This is a genomic window from Streptomyces sp. NPDC047515 (assembly GCF_040643055.1).
Lineage (GTDB): Bacteria > Actinomycetota > Actinomycetes > Streptomycetales > Streptomycetaceae > Streptomyces.
In genome coordinates, this window is record NZ_JBEYTM010000039.1 from 33,318 (window position 1) to 50,863 (window position 17,546).

Here is a 17,546-nt window from a genome sequence, read left to right on the forward strand (position 1 = left end):
GGGCAGGGGCACGTGTCATGACGACAGGCGTAACGGGTTCAAGGGCGTGGCGGGCTCAGCCGCAGCTGCAGCATCGCTTCGAATCTGGCCTCCGGATCGTCGAGGTCGATGCCCGCCACCACGGCCAGCCGTTTGAGCCGGTAACGGAAGGTGTTGGGGTGGATGTGGACGGCGGCAGCGGCGGCGGCCACATCGCCGAAGGTGCTCAGCCATGCCTCCAGGGTGTCCGTGAGGGCGGTGTGGTGCTGGGCGTCGTAGGCGCGCAGCCGGACGACCGGGCCGTCGGGAAGGTCGTCCTCGGCGGCGATCCGGTCCATGAGCTCCTCCAGCAGCGAGGCGGCGTAGACATCCGACAGCCGTGCGGATCTCCGCTGGGAGCGGCCGGAGCCCAGGACGCGCAACGCCCGGTCCGCGTCGGCGCGGGAGCGGCGCAGTTCGGCCGGGCGGGCGGCGAGTCGGCCGATGCCGATGACGGCGGGGACGCGGTCGCCCACGCGGCCGAGGAACGCATCGGCCACCCGCAGCGCGTGCTCGTCCGAACTCGTGGGCAGGACCGCGTAGGTGACGCCCCCCAGCGAGGCCGCGGCCGTCCGGGGATGGATCGCGGCCAGATGCAGGGCCAGGGCCTCGGAGACGCGATGGCCCGCGGCCACCCGGTCGGGCGCCGAGGGCTCACCGGTCACCGCGAGTGCCAGTACGCAGGCGGGCTGGGCGGACAGGCCCAGCCGCACGGCCGCCTGCGGGGCGTGGGGGCCGCCCTCCAGGACCGTGGCGAGCAGGTCCGCGCGCAACCGCCGTTCGACGTCCTCGCCCGTGCGGTGGCGCAGCAGATGCAGTGCGGCCACCTTCGCGACCTCGTGCAGGGCCTGCGTACGGTCCTCGCTCAGCGGTCCGTCGACCACGACCCAGATCGAGCCGAGGATCTCGCCGCCCGCGCGGACGGCGATCGCGACCCGGGGCTTGTCGGAGATGCCGGCCACATAGACGGGCTCCTCCTTGCGGTAGAGGGCCTGGAAGGCGCCGAGTTGCTCCAGGGCGCGCAGTTTCTCGGCGGGCACCTGACGGTCGAGGATCGTGGCGATCCTGGCATCGTCCCCCTCGTCCTGCCTGCTGGAGAAAGCGAGTACCCGTCCCCCGCGGTCCTCCACGGTGACCGGGCCGTCCAGCAGCCCGGCCGTGGCGTTGGCCAGCGCGAAGAGGTCGCCGGCGAGCGGCTCGGCGCCGTCGGCCTCGTCCGGGCCTCCGACCGTGCCCAGTTCGTCGGCGGCGAGCAACGATCGCAGCAGCGCGGCCACCTGGGCCCAGGACGCGCCGGGCGTCAGTCCGAGCACGGTCAGGCCCGTGCGCGCGGCCGCCTCGGAAACGGGCCCTTCCACCGGGACCGGGGACCGGACCACCACCGCCACTGCGCCGAGTCCGGCCGCCCGGTCGACCAGGGCGGCGACCGGCTCGGCGCCGTACACCCCGACGCCGAGCACCACCGCGCCGGGCAGCCTGGCGGGCTCGTCCAGCGGGTCCTGGATCAGCACTCCGCTGACGGTGCGGGCCGGGTCGGCTTCTCCGGCCACCACCTCGATCAACGTCGAACCCAGGTCGTTGAGGATCCGGCCGAGCACGGCTCGTGGCTGCCCCGTCATCATCACAAGGTAGTTGATCGGAGTTCGTCCACGGCGAGCGCCGCCACCCGGCCGATCACCCGGTCCGCCCGGGGATTGCGGAAGTCGGGGATGTCGGACCGGGTGAAGACGGCCACTGCCCAGCGCCCGCCGCCGGGGTCCTCGACCACCCCGGCCTCGTTGCGCCAGCCCGGCAGCGTTCCGGTCTTGCCCGCGATGCGGTAGCCGTCGTCGAAGCCGGACGACAGCCGGTGCGGCCAGATCTGCTGCGACATCACGGCCCGCACTTCGGCGCACGCCTCGGCCGGGCCGGCCTCGTCACGCCAGACGAGGGCCAGCAGTTCGGCGATGTCACGCGCCGTACCCCGGGTGGTGCGCCCGGGAACGCACACCGACAGCTCCATGACCTCTTCCGGCCCCCGAGCGGTCAGTGCCGCCATCTTCGCGTGTGCCTCGACCTCGGTGGTCACACCGAGATCGGCGAAGAGCGAGCTGGTCAGCTCCAGACAGCCACCGACCAAGTGGGTCTGTTTCCGGTCCAGTTCGGCGAGCATTCGGTTCACCGTGTCCAGCCCTACCCGGTCCAGCACGACATCGGTGGCGGCGTTGTCGCTCATCGTCATCATCATGTGGACCAGGTCGCGCAGGCTCATCTCGACCGGGTCGGCGCAGCCCGAGGTGCCGATGCCGCCGTCGCGGTACTTCGGGTCCACGGCGTGCCGCTCGGTCCTCTCCAGTCGCCCCGCCGCGGCCTCGCGGGCATAGGCGAGGGCGACCGGGATCTTGAAGACGGAAGCGAGGCAGACCGGTTCGTCCGCCGCGACGGCGATCGTGCGTTCGCCGTCGATGTCCCGGGCGAAGAAGAAGCCCTGGACACCGGCTTCCCCGAAGGCGGTCCGGATACGTGTCTCCACGGTGTCGGGCCCATGGGTGGTCATCGGCTGATCCATTCGGTCGATTCCGTCACTTCGGCCAGTTGCCCGGGGATCGGCGAGAGTCCGAGGCCGGGCGCGCGCGGCACGTCGAGGTGGCCGTCCTTCAGCACGAACGGTTCGGTGATGTCGGTCCGGTAGTACCGGCCGGAGGCCGAGGTGTCGCCGGGCAGGGTGAAGCCGGGCAGCGCGGCGAGGGCGACGTTGGCGGCCCGGCCGAGGCCGGTCTCCAGCATTCCGCCGCACCAGACCGGGACACTGTGCGCGGCGCACACGTCGTGGATCCGCCGGGCCTCCAGATAGCCGCCGACCCGCCCCGGCTTGATGTTGACGACCGAGCAGGCGCCCATCGCGATCGCGTCGGCCGCCGAACGGGCCGAGACGATGGACTCGTCGAGGCAGATCGGGGTGTTCACCCGCTCGGCCAGTGTCGCGTGGCCCCGGATGTCCTCCTCGTCCAGGGGCTGTTCGATCAGCAACAGCCCGTACGGGTCGAGCCGGGCCAGCTGTGCGGCGTCGGCAAGGGTGTACGCGGTGTTGGCGTCCACCTGGAGCAGTACGTCGTCACCGAAACGCTCCCGGACCGCGCGCACCGGTTCCACGTCCCAGCCGGGCTCGATCTTCAGCTTGATCCGCAGATATCCCTCGGCCAGATAGCCGTCGACGGCGTCGAGCAGTGCGGGGATCGAATCCATGATCCCGACCGACACCCCGGCCGGCACCCGTTCGGCCGTTGCCCCGAGCCATTGCCCCATCGACAGTTCATGGGCGCGCAGCCAGGCGTCCAGCACCGCGGTCTCCAGCGCGGCCTTGGCCATCCGGTGCCCCTTGAACGCGGCCAGTGCCGGGGCGACCGCCCAGGGGTCGAGCACCGGGAGGGCGGCGAGCGCGGGCACGAGATAGCTGCGCAGCACATCCGCGGCGGCCTCCGTGTACTCAGAGGAGTACAGCGGATCGGCCATGGTGACGCATTCGCCATAGCCCTCATGGTGCTCGGTCTCGACCCTGATCAGCAGGATCTCCCGGGTGGTCAGGGTGGCGAACGAGGTCCGGAACGGTGCGACCAGCGGCATCGCGATCCGGCGCAGTTCCACACCGACGAGCTTCATGCCTGCTTCTCCTGACGTTTGTCGATCACATACCAGCCGTCCCGGGTGAATCCGGCGACGGTGTGCCCCTCGGCCATCAGGCCGCCGAGCACCTCGCGCAGCGCGTAGCGCCATGCACGGGCCAGGGGTGGGTCGGTGCGGCGCAGCGTCTCGATCTCGGCGGGGATCCCGACCAGGACGGTGTCGCCGTCCCGGCGCCCAATAGCGGGACCGCCGTCGGGTTTGGCGTCCAGGCCGACCACCGCGTGTTCGCCCGCGGTGTCGACCGTGACACGGCGGGGTGTGCCCGCGGCGGATCCGACGGCGTGCTCGCCGGTCAGTTCCCAGCGGACCATCAGACGGTCCGTCTCGGTTCCGGCATTGACCTCGTCCTGCATCGCGCCGTAGAAGTCGGCCAGGTATTCGCTCGGTACCGCACCCAGTTTGGCCAGGTTGAAATAGGCGTTGCGGCTGATCAGCGGGTCGAAGGTCCAGGTGACCGCGGTGATGCCGCGGCTCAGGGCCCAGGCCCGCTGATGCAGTTTGACGGCGTGGCCGACATTGCGGCCCCGGACGCTGTCGTCCACCCCGGCGATGTGCGAGTGCAGCCCGGCGGTGGCCAGGAAGCCCAGGCAGAATCCGACCATCCGGCCGTCCCTGTGGACACCGACGACATAGCTGCCGGAGTGGGCGAAGACCCGCAGCAGCTCCGGGGTGATCAGCGGATTGCCGGGGTCGGGCCGCCAGACCCGGTCCAGCACCTGGCAGGCCGTCCGCATCTCGTCCAGTCCGTGCAGCTCCGTGACGGTGACGCCGGCCCGGTGCGCCGCCAGCTCCGCGGCGGCGGCCGCGACGGCCGCCTCCGCGCCGTTCACGATCTCACCCCGTCTGCCGGCGGCTCGCGTACGAGCGAGGCCACCAGGAGGGCGACCAGGGCCGCGCGGCGGGGCAGTTCGGCGACGAGCACATGCTCGTCGTCCGCGTGCGCCCCGCCGCCCACGGCTCCGAGCCCGTCGAGCGTGGGCGTGCCCGCTCCGGCGGTGATATTGCCATCGGAGCCGCCGCCGACCGCCACCCCGCGCAGCGGTCCGAAGCCCAGCTCCTGGTAGCTGCTCCGGGCCAGTTCGAACAGTTCCGCCGAGGCGCTCGCCTGCAGCGGCGGCCGGTCGGGGCCGCCGGAGAACGTGAGCGAGGCGCCCGCGAGCACCGGTGGGAGAGCCCGCACGGCACGGTCCACCCGCTCCTGTTCGGCGGCGGTCTCCACCCGTACGTCGACCAGCAGCCGGGCGCCGTCGGGCACCGTGTTGCGGGTGGTGCCGGAGGAAGTCACGGTCGGCGTGACCGTGGTGCCGGTGGCCGGATCGGCGAGCGCGGACAACGCCAGTACCTGGTGGGCCAGTTCGACGGTCGTGTTGACGCCGCGGTGCGGTTCGAGACCGGCGTGCGCCGCGCGTCCGGCGATGCTCAGTTCGTAGCCGGACACGCCCTTGCGCGCGGTCTTCAGTGCGCCGCCCTCGCTCGCCTCCAGGACGAGTACAGCCCGTGTGCGGCGGGCCTCGGCCTCGATCAGGGCGCGCGAGGTCGGGGAGCCGATCTCCTCGTCGCCGGTGAGCAGGACCGACACCCCGTCCAGGTCGTCGAGCACCGAAAGCGCGTGGAACAGCTGTGCCACGCCGGCCTTCATGTCGAAGCAGCCGGGTCCCGTCAGCCGGCCTCCGGCCACTTCGAAGGGGTGCCCGGCCACGGAGCCCACCGGCCACACCGTGTCGAAGTGGCCGAGCAGCAGCACCCGGTCGCCGGAGCCGAAGCGCCAGCGCAGAGCGGGCCGTCCCGAGCCGTCGAGCCACTCGGGCGCCGCGCCGGTCAGCCGGGTTCCGAGCCCGGCGACGACCCGGGCGCAGTCGGCGACGGCGGCCAGGTCCTCACTGGGCGACTCGGTACGGACGAGCGCCTCGATGTCGGCCAGCAGGCCCGGCAGCCCCGCCTCCAGGGCGGTGGCGATTGCGTTCACGTCAGCCCACCCTGGGGGTCGCGCGGCCACCGTGGTGGAGGTAGGGCGTGCCGTCGGCGAGTGTGTAGAACACGACCGGGACCCAGACCTTGAGGCCCGGTCGCTGCACCACGAACAGCCCCGGCTCGACCGGGTGCAGCTCGTACTCCTGCTCCGTGTCGGAGATGAGTTCGGCGAGCGGTCCCGTGATCCGGTCGAGCATCACCAGGCCACCGTCCCGCTCCACGATCTCCACCCTGCTGGAGAGCCGCTGGTAGACACCGACGTAGTCGGCGGGGTCCACCGCCACCGGATCCGTCGCCGGCTGGATCGTGGCGCGCATCGTCACCCCGGCCAGCTCCTGGGCGATCTCCGCGAACACGTCCCGGTAGAGGCTCATGGTGTCGCCGCCATTGGTGAGCAGGCAGATGGCCAGATCGGCCTCGGGCAGCACCCGCAGGAACGCGCTCTGCCCGATCGTGCCGCCGTCGTGCCCGTACACCCGCTGCCCGTCCCAGTTGTCGAGGAACCAGCCCAGCCCCCAGGCGTTGCCCAGGATGTACGGGTCGGGGAGTTCGACCTGCGGGGTCTGCATGGCGGTGGCGCCCTCGGCCGAGAGAATCTTGGTGCCGTCCTCGGTGACGCCGTTGTCGAGGTGCAACCGGGCGAACTTCAGTACCTCGCGCGGCGTCGAGCAGATCAGTCCGGCCGGTCCGGCCGAACGCATCAACCCCCATTGCGCGGCCTGCACCGGCGGGTCCCCCAGGTGCCCGATCGCGGCCCGGAAGCGCAGCGCCTCCTCCGGCAGGGTCACGGTGTGTGTCAGGCCGAGCGGACGGAACAGGCGCTCCCGCATCAGCTCGTCCCACTGCACGCCGGTGACGACTTCCAGGACCCGGCCGAGGAGGGTGAAGCCCGCGTTGCAGTACGACATGGTGGCGCCGAGCGGATGGTTGGAGGTGCCGTCGCCGAGCAGCGCGACGAACTTCTCCAGGCAGTCGTCGCCCCGGCCGGTGTCGGTGAACAGGTCGCCGTCGATCCCGCTGGTGTGGTCCAGGAGGTGACGGAGCGTCACACCCTGGGTCAGCTCCTCGTCCGCGAGCCGCAGTTCGGGGAGTACGGAGACGAGGGGCGCGTCCAGTTCGAGCAGGCCCTCGTCGACCAGGGCCATCGCCACCGTGGTGGTCCACACCTTGGAGATCGAGCCGATCTGGAACAGGGTGTCGGTGGTCGTCTCGATCCCGGCGTCGGTGTTGGCCAGTCCGACGGCGGCCTCTGCGATCAGCTCGCCGCGGTGCAGGATGCCGAGATTGGCGCCGGGGACGGAGTGACGGGCGGTCAGTTCGGTGAGACGCGCGGTCCAGCGGGCTGATGGGGCGGTGGTGTCGGTCATGTTCGGCTCCCATTCCGTTTCGTTCTGCGGGTTCGGGGGTTCGGGGTGTTCGGTGGCTTCAGCGGTCGGTGTGCGTGGTGATCCATTCGATCAGCCGGCGGGAGTAGTCCTCCCGGTGCGAGGGCCGGCCGTCCAGGAGGAAGAGGTGCGAGCTACCGGGGTACACGACCAGCCGGGCCGGCACGTCCCGGGTGCGCAGCGCGTGGAACCACTGCTCGGCCTGGCCGACCGGACAGGTGTCGTCCGCGCCGCCGTGCAGGATCAGGGTGGGCGCGCGGACCGCGTCCGCGTGGCTGATCGGCGAGAGCTCGCTCAGCCGTTCCGGGTCGCCGATCTCGAAGTCGGCGATCAGGTGTCCTTCCTCGGAGGTGCCGGCCATGCTCCTCAGGTCGACCAGGATGCCGCCCGGGACGACGGCGGCGAAGAGATCGCTGCGGGCGGAGAGCCAGCAGCTCAGATAGCCGCCGTAGCTGTAGCCGGTGAGCGCGATCCGTTCCGGGTCGACGAGCCCCTCGGCGACGAGGGTGGCGACCGGTTCCAGGACGTCCTGCTCGTCCGTCTCGCCCCAGGCCCCGACGGCGGCCGTGTAGAACGCCTCGCCGTAGCCGTCGCTGGCACGGACGTTCAGCGTCAGGACGGTCCAGCCCAGCGAGGCCAGCTCCTGGTGGTAGAGGTGAGCGGGATCGGAGTGCGGCGCCCAGGCGTTGTGCGGGCCGCCATGCACGTCGACCAGCAGCGGCCCGCCCGCGGGCGTCCGCGCGGCCCGGGTGATCATGCCGTGCACCACGGTGCCGTCCGCGATGGTGAACTCGCGTTCGGTGACCGGGTGGAGAGCGATCTCGGGCAGCGACCCGGTCATGTGGTCGGTCAGTCGCACGGACTGTGCTCCGGCCGACGGCCTGCCCGCTTCTCCGGACGTCCAGGCGTCCAGGTCGAGCAGTTCGATCTCGGCGAAGCTCGACGCGTCGGCGACCACCACCGCCGCCCGCCCGGCCTTCGGGGCGACCGAGCAGCCGCTGACCCCGGTGCCGACGGGCAGCGGAGAGGCGCTGATCCCTGCGGCGTCCACCCGGTACAGGCGGGTGGCGCCCCGGTCGCGGGCGCAGAACACGATGGCGTCACCGTGGAACTGCGGCAGCGCACCCGGATAGCCCGGCCCGCCGGGCAGGACATTGCGGTCCAGGGCGGCGCTGACCGACACCGGCGCCGATCCGTCCAGGGGCTGGCGCAGCAGTTCCTGATGGCCGACGCCGAACGTGGTCCGGCCGACGACGAGCAGGGCGGATCCATCGGGGAACCAGCTCACCGGGCCGGCCAGGCCCTCGGCCGGGCCGATCCGGCGGGGCTCGGGCGCGTCTTCCCCGACGCCTACGACATGTGCGGCCGAGGTCCCGAGCACAGCCGCGTCCGGGCCGCTCTGCGCCGGGTAGGCGAGCTGCGTGCCGTCGGGCGACCAGGCGGGCGGGCCGGCGTGCCGGTCGCCGTGCGTGAGCTGCCTGACCTCGCCCGACTCCACCTCCACCACGAACAGTTGCGTCCGGACCGACCCGATCAGCCCGGCCCCGTCCGCCTTCCAGCCGAGGGCGTCGATGACCACGGGGGCGGTGTCCTCGCGCCGGGTCGCGGGGGCCGAGAAGGCGATCCGTGATCCGTCCGGGCTCCAGACCGGTGTGCCCGCTCCCGCCGGGCACCGGGCGGGCTTGGTGAGCGGTACGGCCTCTCCCCCGTCGACGGAGAGCAGATGGAGCTGCCCCTCGCGCAGGAACGCCAGCCGCGCCCCGTCCGGTGACCAGCGTGGTGTGGTGTCCGCCGGACCGTGGGTGAGCCGCCGGGCCGGGCCTCCCCCGACACGCACCTCCCACACGGAGCGGACCACGCGGTCGTTCTCGGCGTCCTGGGTGGCCAGGGTGTAGGCGACACATTCCCCGTCGGGAGACAGCGCGGGATCACCGGGGATCTCGAACCGGTACAAGTCGTCGATCTTCAGCGGTCGGGTCATGACGCCTCCTCGGCGAGGGCGAGAGTCGGTACACAGGAGATCAGGTTCCGGGTCGTCGGGTGCTCCGGGCGCTCCAGCACCCGGTCGGTGGGGCCGCACTCGACGAGGCGTCCGCCGTCCATCACGGCGACCTGGTCGGACAAGTAGCGGACGACCGCGAGGTTGTGGGAGATGAAGACCATCGCGAAGCCCAGCTCGCGCTGGAGCCGGCGCAGCAGATTGAGCACCGCGCCCTGGACCGACACGTCCAGGGCCGAGGTGATCTCGTCCGCGATCAGCACGGCGGGCCGGGCGGCCAGAGCCCTGGCCAGGGCCACCCGTTGGCGCTGGCCGCCCGAGAGCGCGTCCGGGGTGAGCGCCGCCCGCGCGGGGTCGATGCCGACGAGCTCCAGACAGCGGGCCACCTCCGCGTCGCGTTCCGCGCGGCGTTCACGGGCCGTTGCCCCGCGGACGGACCTGTCGCGCGAGCCGGTCCGCCGGGCCGGTGCCGGGCCGGCGGGTGCGTCGCTCCCGTCGGTTCCGCGGGGCGACGCCAATGCCTCGGCCACCGACGCGCCGATGGTCATCCGCGGGTCGAGCGAGGCGTACGGATTCTGGAACACCAACTGCACCGGGCTGCGCCCGTGCCGGTGCCTGACATCGCGCCCGGCGACCAGTACCCGCCCGAAGTGCGTCGGCGCCAGCCCGACGACGGCCTTCCCGAGGGTCGATTTCCCCGACCCCGAGCCGCCCACGAGTCCGGTGACCGTTCCCTCCGGCACCAGCAGGTCGACGTTCTCCACCGCGGTGAAGCGACCGTAGCGCACGGTGATTCCGCGCAGTTCGAGTGAGCTCATGGCGTTGCCTCCGCTCCGTTCGAGATGGTCCGGGCGGGCGCGCCGACCGCCACCGCGTCCACCGGATACCAGCAGGCGACCCTGTGGCCGGGGCCGGATGAGGTGAGGTCGGGGACCTCGTCGTGGCAGCGGTCGCGGGCACCTGTACAACGCGGCGCGAAGGGACAGCCCGGACCCGCCTCCCCCGGTTCCGGCGGGCGGCCGGGGATGGTCGCCAGTTCCGTGCCGGGATCCGTGGCCATGGTCGGGACGGCCCCCACCAGCGCCCGGGTGTACGGGTGGGCCGCGCCGCGGATCAGTCCGGCGACGGGAAGGTCCTCGACGACCAGGCCTCCGTACATGACCAGGACGCGTTCGCAGACCTGGGCGACGACGGCGAGGTCGTGGGAGATCAGCAGCAGGGCGGCGCCGGAGTCCGCGCGCACCTCGGCGAGCAGGTCGAGCACCTGTTGCTGGACGGCCACGTCGAGTGCCGTGGTCGGCTCGTCGGCGATGATGAGTTTCGGCTCACCCATCAGGCCCATCGCGATGACGGCCCGCTGCCGCATCCCGCCGGAGTACTCGCGCGGCCGCTGCCGTGCGCGCCGTTCGGGAGAGGGGATCCGGACCGCGCCGAGCCGGTCGGTGGCGCGTGCCATGGCCTGCGCCCGGGACGCTCCGAGGTGCACCTCGGCCACCTCGGCGAGCTGGCGGCCCACGCGCAGGGCCGGGTTGAGCGAGGCCATCGGGTCCTGGAAGACCATGGACAGCTCGGTGCCCAGGCGCGGGTCCGCGCGCGGATCGTGGCCGTCGAAGCGGAGCGTGCCCGCGTCGACCCGTCCCGGGTGCGGGACCAGATCCGCCAGGGCCAGGGCGCTCAGGCTCTTGCCGGACCCCGATTCCCCGACCAGGCCGACGGCCTCGCCGGCGCCGATGTCCAGGGAGATCCCGCGTACGGCGTGGCGCCCGCCGGGAAAGGTCACGCGCAGGTCGCGCGCCCGGACCAGTGGCGCGTCGTCGTTGTCGGGGTCCGTATCGACCGGTGCCGTGGCCGGCCGGCCCGCCGCCGGGTCCGGTGCCTGCGACGTCCGTCGCCCACCGGCCTGGGCGAGCGCTTCGCCGACCAGCCCGAACACCAGACCCGTCAGGACGACGGCCGCGCCGGGTGCCAGGGCCGCCGCCGGGTTCACATAGATCCGGTTCAGCTGCTCGTTGAGCAGCCACCCCCAGTCGTACTCGGGCGGCTGCACGCCCAGGCCGAGGAACGAGAGGCCGGAGAAGGCGACCAGGATGCCGCCGGTCGCCTGGGCTGCGAACAGCACGGACGGCTCGGCGATGTTGGGGAGCAGATGACGTACGACCAGCCGGAAACGGCCCACGCCGAGGATCCGTGCCGCGGCGACGTAGTCCGAGCCCGCGACCGAGGCCGTCAGGTTCTGCACCAGCCGTGCCATGGGCGGGACCATGGCCAGCCCCACGGCGAACACCGCGCCGGTGCTTCCCACCCCGAAGATCGTGGCGAGGAAGAGCAGGAACAGCAGTCCGGGAAAGGCCACCAGCACACCCACGGTCGCGGTGATCAGCCGGCCGAGGCGTCGGCCCACCACCGCCGGTGCGACACCGAGCAGCAGCCCGCCGCCGACCCCGACCACGGCGGCCAGCAGGGTGAGTCGCAGGGTCAGCCGGGTCGCCACCACCACACGGGCGGCGATGTCGCGGCCGAGCTGGTCGGTGCCCAGCAGATGCGCGGCGCTGCCGCCCTGGTTGATCGCGTCCGTATCGACCCGCGCGGCCTGGTCGCCGAGCAGGACCGGCCCGAACACGGCAACCAGCGCCACCAACAGGCAGCCGGTCAGCGCGGTGACGCCGATCGGTGTCCGCAGCGCGCGCCCCAACCGGTGCCGCAGTGAGGTGTCTTGGTCCTGGTGTGGCATCGTCAACTCCCGCGGACGGTGGACTGGGGGTCGGCGACGGCCACAGCCACGTCGACGGCGAAGGTGATGAACAGCGCGGCCGCCCCGTAGACCAGCACGACGCCCTGGACCAGCGGATAGTCCTTCTCAGTGATCGCCTGGACGATCGTCGTGCCGAGTCCGGGCCAGGCGAAGACGTTCTCGACCAGTACGGTGCCGGCGAGCAGCGAACTGAACAGCAGGCCGCCCAGGGTGAGCGAGGACGTCAGCAGATTCGGCAGCGCGTGCCGCAGATAGCGCAACCGGGCCGGTAGTCGCTTCGCCCGCGCGGTGCGCATGTAGTCCTCGCCGAGCACCCGCAGGGTCTCCACCCGCACGATGCGCGACAGCGCGGCCGCCGGGACGACGGTGAGCGCCAGCACCGGCAGTACGTAGGAGTCCACGCCGCCGCGCGAGGCCACCGGGAAGACCGGCCATGCCACGGCGAACGCCGCGACCAGGCCGACCGCCAGCAGGAATTCGGGCACCGCGCCCAGGAAGCCGGTGACGCCGGTGAAGGCCAGCTCGCCTCGGCGCCGGCGGCCGTCCTTGGTCAGCACCGCGGCGGTCATCCCGACCGGGATGGCGAGCAGCAGGATCAGCGCGAACGCGGGGACGGCGATCTGCAGGGTCGCCGGGAGTCTGCTGGAGATGATCTCGGAGACGGGCATCTGGGCGCCGATCGAGTCACCGAGCCGGCCCTGGAAGAGATGGCCGACGAAGTCCCCGTACTGCTGCGGCAGCGACTGGTCCAGGCCGAGCGAGTGTCTGCGGGCGGCGACCAGCGCCGGGTCGGCGGTGGTGCCGAGCGCCGACCGCACCGGGTCGCCGGGGATCAGGTGGATCATCGCGAACGCGGCCGTGATCAGCGCGGCCAGCGACACCACCAGCCGCCAGGTGCGGCGCAGGAAGAATCCGGCCCAGGGGCTGCGGGCGGTCGTACTCAGGGAGTCGAGGGTGATCGTCGCCATCAGCCGGCACTCCGCCGCAGGGTGCCGGGGATGATGCCGGAGCCGTCCACCTCGAAGGTGATGCCCTTTGCGTAGTACCGGAGGGGCCTGTCGACGATCGGCACGATGTCGACGTTCTTGACCAGGGCGGCGTCGGCCTCGTTCCACAGGCCGCAGCCCGAGACGCCGGGCCTGGCCAAGGCCTGTGCGGCGAGCCGGTGGTAGTCGGCGTTGGCGATGGAGCCGAAGTTGTTGCCCTTGGGCGGTGGCGGCCCGTCGTAGAACTGGGTCAGCTGGTCCGGGAGGACGACTCCGACGGGAGCCCAGGCCACGTCCCAGTCGCCGCCCGTGAGGGTGCCGAGGATGCTGGAGGAACCCGTGGGCCTCGCCGATGCCTTCACGCCGAAGGACGTCCACTGCTGGACGGCCAGTTCGACCGCCGAGGCGACCTGTGGGCCCTGGTTGGTCGGGTAGCTGAGCCCGACGGCGAGCGGCGTGCCGTCCTTGGTCCAGGTGCCGCCGCTCTTCGCCCAGCCCGCGGCGGTGAGTGCGGCGGCGGCCCGTGCCGTGTCATGGGCGGGAAGGTTCCCGGTCACCGTGTCGCCGGTGCAGGGGGTGGGTGCGGTCTCGCCGATGCCGGTGGCGGGTTTGCCCTTCCCGCCGGTGGCCACGTTGCCGAGTTGCTTCAGGTCCAGTACGGAGACCAGGGCCTTGCGCACCGCCGGGTCGGCGCCCGGGTGGCCGGCGGCCTGGTTGAAGAGGAACTGCCCGAAGAGCGCCTGGGTGGTCTCGCGGTACACCTTGGCCGCGTCCAGCCGGTCCTGGTCGGCGCCGTTGATCAGGGCCCCGTTGATCTGTCCGGCCATCAGGAGATTGGCCGCGGTGGACTCGTTGGCGACCACCTTGAACACCAGCTTTCCGGGGAGGCCGGCTCCGGTGGATCCGCGGGGCCCCCAGGCGTATCCGTCCCGCTTGACGTAGGTGTAGTGGTCGCCCGGAACCGCTTCGGTCAGCCGGTACGGTCCGCTCGCGTCGGTCGCCTTGGTCAGGGCTTCCGGGGTCGCCAGGCTCTTCTTGCAGAGCAGGGGCAGCAGCCGGGACATCTGGACGATGAACGGCGCGGGTTTGGCCGTGGTGACGGTGACGGTCCGGCTCGCCCTGTCGGCCTTTGCCACGGCGGTGACGGGGACGGAGAGCCCGAGCATCGGGGACTGATTCTTCGGATCGGCGATGTGGTTGTACTCGGCGGCCACATCGTCCGCGGTGAGCGGGGAGCCGTCCTCGCAGGTCACCCCCGAGCGGATGGTGAATTTCGCGGAGGTGGACGTGGCGGACCAATTCTCGGCCACCCCGGGAACCAGCGAGCCGTCGGCCTCGATGTGCACGAGCGTGTCGTAGGCGAAGGAGTTCATCGACAGTGCGGTGCTGGCCAGCGCCGTGGTGGGGCTGAGCGTGCCCGGATCGGCGGCGACGGCGAGCACCACCGTCGACCCGCCACCACCTCCGGCGGACGAGCCGCCGCCGCACGCGGCCGCGGTGGTGACCAGGCCGAGCGCCGTGACCATCGCGGCCGCGGACCGGGCCCCGCGCCTCGTGCCGAATCTCGTCTCCGTGCCTGCGGGGCTGGCCATGGTCACCTCCGAGGGAGCGGCACGCCGCCGCCGAGTGAGGGAACATTAGGCAGCCGCACTCCGGCCCCGAGTGGTCGCGCCGCACGAAAATCCGCCCTGTCGACGGTGCGCCGCGACGAAGACGGACACGAGGGTGCGGAGGCATGAACAGTCCGGTCGGGCGCAGCGAAATCCGATCGCGGTCCAATCGGGTGTCTGGAAACCTGTGGCGCATGTCCGCCCAGCACCAGATACGCGCCCACTACGACGAACGGACGATCGTGGTGTACCAGGCGTACTCACCCGCGGTCGCCGGACCGTCCCTGCGGGCGAACCGGTTCGTGCCGGCGTTCTCCTTCCACCGGATGACCTGGATCAAGCCGTCGTTCCTGTGGCTCATGCACCGCAGCAACTGGGCACAGAAGTCCGGGCAGGAACGCGTGCTCGCGGTACGCCTCACCCGTTCCGGCTGGGAGGAGGCACTGTCCCGGGCCGTGCTGACGACGGCCGACCCGGCAGCCGTCGCCCGAGCCCCCGTCCACGTCCAGTGGGATCCCGAGCGATCATTGCGGGGAGCCGCGCTCAATCACTACAGCATCCAGGTCGGGGTCGGCCGCGGGCTGATCCGCACCTTCGCGGAGGACTGGGTCGTCGACCTCACCGACGTGACGCCACAGGTTCGCAGGATCGCGGCGCTCAGGCAGGGCGGCCGTACCGCACAGGCCCAGCGGCTGCTTCCGCCCGAGCGCATCTACCCGGTGCCGCCAGCCACCGCGCGAAGTCTCCTCATCGACGCGTGAGAGCCTGTCGGCCGTCCCGAACGGCTGCGGCAGGCCGTGCCGTTCGGCGCGCCGGGCGAGGGAGCGGCGCCTGACGCGGCGTCACCCCCTGCACCTCGCACCATGACGCGCAGAGCACCGACGCCGCCTCCCCCGCTACAGCGGCGGTTCGGTGAGAAGCTCCAGCAGCCAGTGGGCGCTCTCGGCATCCCCTGGCGCACCGGCGCTGCCGGACGCACCGGGAAAGAGACGCCCCCAGGAACAGGCCCGGCCGATCGCCCCGAGGCGCCACGCCAGGCTCAGCGCGCTCCGCAGTTCCGCCGTCGTACGGCCCTCGCCTTCCCAGGGTTCCAGATAGGCGTCGCGCAGCCGGGGCAGCACCTCGGGTCCGAAGCGCTCACGGGCGAACCGGGCGGGCACCAGGAAGCTGCAGAAGGGATGGGCAACGGCCGCGTCGCCCCAGTCGAAGAACGTGAAACGGCCCGGCGCGGGCGCGAAGAGCTGACCGTCGTGCAGGTCGGAGTGGTCGAGCGTGTCGGGGATTCCGACGCCCGCGAGTTCCTCGCACCACTCCGCGAGGCGCGGCCGCAGCTCGCGCAACGCCTTGAGCCGGGTCGGTTCCAGTGCGGTGTTCATGTCGACGATCCGGTCGAAGGTCTCAGGGAGCGAGGCGGTGCGCGCGCCGGGGACTCCGAGCAGTTCGATCCGTTCGGTGTACGGGAGAAGAGCTCGTTGCATTCCCGCGTACTGACGCAACGGCTCCTCCCAGGCACGGGGGTCGACCGGGCCACGGGGCGAGTCGAGCACGTCCCTGAAGAGCGGGCCGCCGTCCGGGAGGAGGGACCAGCCGCGGTCCGCGTCGACGGCGAGCGGCTTCAGAACGTACTCGGGCACCCAGCGGGCCAGGGCGTCGTTGAGTGCCGCCTCGAAGGCGCTGGCGGGCGGGCTGGCCTTGAACCAGGCGGCGTCGCGCCCCTCGACGGGCACCCGTACCAGCACGGACCACGGCCGAAGCCGCACCCGCCGCTGCCCGGTCCGGCGCAGCCCGCGGGCGGCCAGCTCGCGCTCCGCCCATCCGAGCGCCTCCTCCCGCCACGCCTCCTGCTCCCAGGGCGTCATCGCACTCGGATACTGTCCTCGGTCCACGATGTCCGGCGCCTCACGTCGCATCGCTCCATCACATCACCGTGGCCGCCGGCCTTCACCTGCTTTATCCACGGCACGGGCGCCATGCCTCCATGTCCCGCACCCAGCCGGCCCATACGCGCCCCGGCACGGACGCCGTCCTCCCGCACCGCAGTGGACCCACGACGCGCGACCGTACGTGAACCGGCGCCGCCGCACCGCTCAACGCCCCTCGCCCGGAAGGAAGACAGTCCTGCGAACCTTCAAGTCCACCACCACAGGTAGTCGTTGACCGACGGTCCGTGACACATTCCGCACGGGATCCGCCTTCGGCCGGAGGCCGGTCCCCTCCAGGACGGAATCGGTGATCAGCACCTCGGGCAGACCCGTTTGGCATATGTCAGGATCTTTGTCATGAGTACTTCTTGGCAGATGCCGGCCGACAGACTTCAGACGGACCGGCCGCATTCGGCACGGGTGTGGAACTACATCCTGGGCGGCAAGGACAACTACACCGTCGACCACGAGATGGGCGACATGATTCTCAAGGCGTTCCCGGACTTCGCCGCCGTCGCCCGCCTCCAGCGGGCCTTCCTCGCCCGCGCGGTGCGCTTCCTGACCGCGGAGGCGGGCATCCGTCAATTCCTCGACATAGGCACGGGCCTGCCCACCGCCGACAACACGCACGAGGTGGCACAGCGGGTGGCCCCGGAGTCCAGGATCGTGTACGTCGACAACGACCCGCTCGTCCTGACCCATGCCCGTGCCCTGCTCACCAGCACTCCCGAGGGTGCCTGCGCGTACATCGACGCCGATGTCAGGGACGCCGACGCGATCCTCGCCGAGGCCGCCAAGACACTGGACTTCAGTCGGCCGGTCGGGCTGACCATGCTGGGGATCATGGGACAGCTGCCCGATGAGGACGACCCCTGGGCGCTGGTCGACCGACTGGTGGACGCGCTCCCCGCGGGAAGCTATCTGGCCCTCAGCGACGGCGCGAACACAAGTGACTCGCTGAACCGGGCCGTTGCCTCCTACAACGCGAACTCGGCCAGTTCGTACCATCTGCGCAGCCCTGAACGGATCGCCGAGTTCTTCCACGGTCTGGAACTGGTGGAGCCGGGCGTCGTCAAGACGTCGACCTGGCGCCCCGATCCCGACCAGAACCCGGCGGACGCCCTGCAGGGACACGCGGTGAGCGGCGTCGGGCTCAAGCGCTGAGCCGCCCGGGTCCTCCGGAAGCCGGGGCCATGACTACCACGGCTGCGGCTCCGGAGGACCAGGAGCGCAACGGGAA

The 17,546-nt window shown here is 71.9% G+C and carries 14 protein-coding genes; 2 read left to right on the forward strand and 12 right to left on the reverse strand.

From position 1 onward, the window contains the following. Positions 1 to 38 precede the first annotated feature (38 nt). From ABZ826_RS27220 to ABZ826_RS27270, 11 genes are read right to left on the reverse strand one after another with little or no spacing between them, the layout of a single operon-like run. On the reverse strand, positions 39 to 1,637 hold the full coding sequence (locus ABZ826_RS27220; RefSeq protein ID WP_361453564.1) for a helix-turn-helix domain-containing protein: 1,599 nt from the start codon (positions 1,635 to 1,637) through the stop codon (positions 39 to 41). Positions 1,638 to 1,639: 2 nt separating this feature from the next. Further along, positions 1,640 to 2,554, reverse strand: coding sequence for a serine hydrolase (locus ABZ826_RS27225; protein ID WP_361453567.1), 915 nt, complete (start codon positions 2,552 to 2,554; stop codon positions 1,640 to 1,642). Continuing rightward, the gene (menC, locus tag ABZ826_RS27230; protein WP_361453570.1) at positions 2,551 to 3,657 is read right to left on the reverse strand and encodes an o-succinylbenzoate synthase; all 1,107 of its coding nucleotides are present in this window, start codon (positions 3,655 to 3,657) and stop codon (positions 2,551 to 2,553) included. The genes ABZ826_RS27225 and menC overlap by 4 nt, the downstream gene beginning before the upstream one ends. Beyond that, a complete protein-coding gene (locus ABZ826_RS27235; protein WP_361453573.1) occupies positions 3,654 to 4,511 on the reverse strand; it encodes a GNAT family N-acetyltransferase in 858 nt (285 codons plus the stop codon). The genes menC and ABZ826_RS27235 overlap by 4 nt, the downstream gene beginning before the upstream one ends. Continuing rightward, the gene (locus ABZ826_RS27240) at positions 4,508 to 5,647 is read right to left on the reverse strand and encodes a M20 family metallopeptidase (RefSeq protein ID WP_361453576.1); all 1,140 of its coding nucleotides are present in this window, start codon (positions 5,645 to 5,647) and stop codon (positions 4,508 to 4,510) included. Before ABZ826_RS27240 ends, ABZ826_RS27235 begins: the two co-directional genes overlap by 4 nt. A 1-nt stretch (position 5,648) precedes the next feature. Beyond that, positions 5,649 to 7,019 (reverse strand): serine hydrolase domain-containing protein, encoded by a 1,371-nt coding sequence (locus ABZ826_RS27245; protein WP_361453579.1) that lies wholly within the window; start codon positions 7,017 to 7,019, stop codon positions 5,649 to 5,651. Between the two features lie 58 nt (positions 7,020 to 7,077). Next, entirely contained in the window at positions 7,078 to 9,018 is a 1,941-nt protein-coding gene (locus ABZ826_RS27250) for a S9 family peptidase (RefSeq protein ID WP_361453582.1), read from the reverse strand. After that, entirely contained in the window at positions 9,015 to 9,854 is an 840-nt protein-coding gene (locus ABZ826_RS27255; RefSeq protein ID WP_361453585.1) for an ATP-binding cassette domain-containing protein, read from the reverse strand. Before ABZ826_RS27255 ends, ABZ826_RS27250 begins: the two co-directional genes overlap by 4 nt. Then, positions 9,851 to 11,767 (reverse strand): dipeptide/oligopeptide/nickel ABC transporter permease/ATP-binding protein, encoded by a 1,917-nt coding sequence (locus tag ABZ826_RS27260; protein WP_361453588.1) that lies wholly within the window; start codon positions 11,765 to 11,767, stop codon positions 9,851 to 9,853. The genes ABZ826_RS27255 and ABZ826_RS27260 overlap by 4 nt, the downstream gene beginning before the upstream one ends. 2 nt (positions 11,768 to 11,769) lie before the next feature. Beyond that, on the reverse strand, positions 11,770 to 12,756 hold the full coding sequence (locus ABZ826_RS27265; protein WP_361453591.1) for an ABC transporter permease: 987 nt from the start codon (positions 12,754 to 12,756) through the stop codon (positions 11,770 to 11,772). Continuing rightward, positions 12,756 to 14,366, reverse strand: coding sequence for an ABC transporter substrate-binding protein (locus tag ABZ826_RS27270; RefSeq protein ID WP_361453594.1), 1,611 nt, complete (start codon positions 14,364 to 14,366; stop codon positions 12,756 to 12,758). Before ABZ826_RS27270 ends, ABZ826_RS27265 begins: the two co-directional genes overlap by 1 nt. Before the next feature lie 212 nt (positions 14,367 to 14,578). Between ABZ826_RS27270 and ABZ826_RS27275 the strand changes: the two genes are divergently transcribed. Beyond that, positions 14,579 to 15,145 carry a DUF4291 domain-containing protein gene (locus ABZ826_RS27275; RefSeq protein WP_361453597.1) on the forward strand — a complete coding sequence of 189 codons (567 nt, stop codon included), beginning with the start codon at positions 14,579 to 14,581 and terminating at the stop codon, positions 15,143 to 15,145. Positions 15,146 to 15,280: 135 nt separating this feature from the next. On the opposite strand, the gene ABZ826_RS27280 is transcribed toward ABZ826_RS27275, so the two are convergent. Beyond that, positions 15,281 to 16,243, reverse strand: coding sequence for an aminoglycoside phosphotransferase family protein (locus tag ABZ826_RS27280; protein ID WP_361453600.1), 963 nt, complete (start codon positions 16,241 to 16,243; stop codon positions 15,281 to 15,283). 420 nt (positions 16,244 to 16,663) lie between these two features. On the opposite strand from ABZ826_RS27280, the gene ABZ826_RS27285 reads away from it, so the two are divergent. Next, on the forward strand, positions 16,664 to 17,470 hold the full coding sequence (locus ABZ826_RS27285; protein WP_361453603.1) for an SAM-dependent methyltransferase: 807 nt from the start codon (positions 16,664 to 16,666) through the stop codon (positions 17,468 to 17,470). The last annotated feature ends 76 nt before the right edge of the window (positions 17,471 to 17,546 follow it).

Excerpts from the sequence above, each read along its gene's own strand:
- ABZ826_RS27220 (WP_361453564.1), bottom strand. The coding sequence starts at position 1,637 with ATGACGGGGCAGCCACGAGCCGTGCTCGGCCGGATCCTCAACGACCTG.
- ABZ826_RS27225 (WP_361453567.1), bottom strand. The coding sequence starts at position 2,554 with ATGACCACCCATGGGCCCGACACCGTGGAGACACGTATCCGGACCGCC.
- menC (WP_361453570.1), bottom strand. The coding sequence starts at position 3,657 with ATGAAGCTCGTCGGTGTGGAACTGCGCCGGATCGCGATGCCGCTGGTC.
- ABZ826_RS27245 (WP_361453579.1), bottom strand. The coding sequence starts at position 7,019 with ATGACCGACACCACCGCCCCATCAGCCCGCTGGACCGCGCGTCTCACC.
- ABZ826_RS27250 (WP_361453582.1), bottom strand. The coding sequence starts at position 9,018 with ATGACCCGACCGCTGAAGATCGACGACTTGTACCGGTTCGAGATCCCC.
- ABZ826_RS27255 (WP_361453585.1), bottom strand. The coding sequence starts at position 9,854 with ATGAGCTCACTCGAACTGCGCGGAATCACCGTGCGCTACGGTCGCTTC.
- ABZ826_RS27260 (WP_361453588.1), bottom strand. The coding sequence starts at position 11,767 with ATGCCACACCAGGACCAAGACACCTCACTGCGGCACCGGTTGGGGCGC.
- ABZ826_RS27265 (WP_361453591.1), bottom strand. The coding sequence starts at position 12,756 with ATGGCGACGATCACCCTCGACTCCCTGAGTACGACCGCCCGCAGCCCC.
- ABZ826_RS27270 (WP_361453594.1), bottom strand. The coding sequence starts at position 14,366 with ATGGCCAGCCCCGCAGGCACGGAGACGAGATTCGGCACGAGGCGCGGG.
- ABZ826_RS27275 (WP_361453597.1), top strand. The coding sequence starts at position 14,579 with ATGTCCGCCCAGCACCAGATACGCGCCCACTACGACGAACGGACGATC.
- ABZ826_RS27280 (WP_361453600.1), bottom strand. The coding sequence starts at position 16,243 with ATGACGCCCTGGGAGCAGGAGGCGTGGCGGGAGGAGGCGCTCGGATGG.
- ABZ826_RS27285 (WP_361453603.1), top strand. The coding sequence starts at position 16,664 with ATGAGTACTTCTTGGCAGATGCCGGCCGACAGACTTCAGACGGACCGG.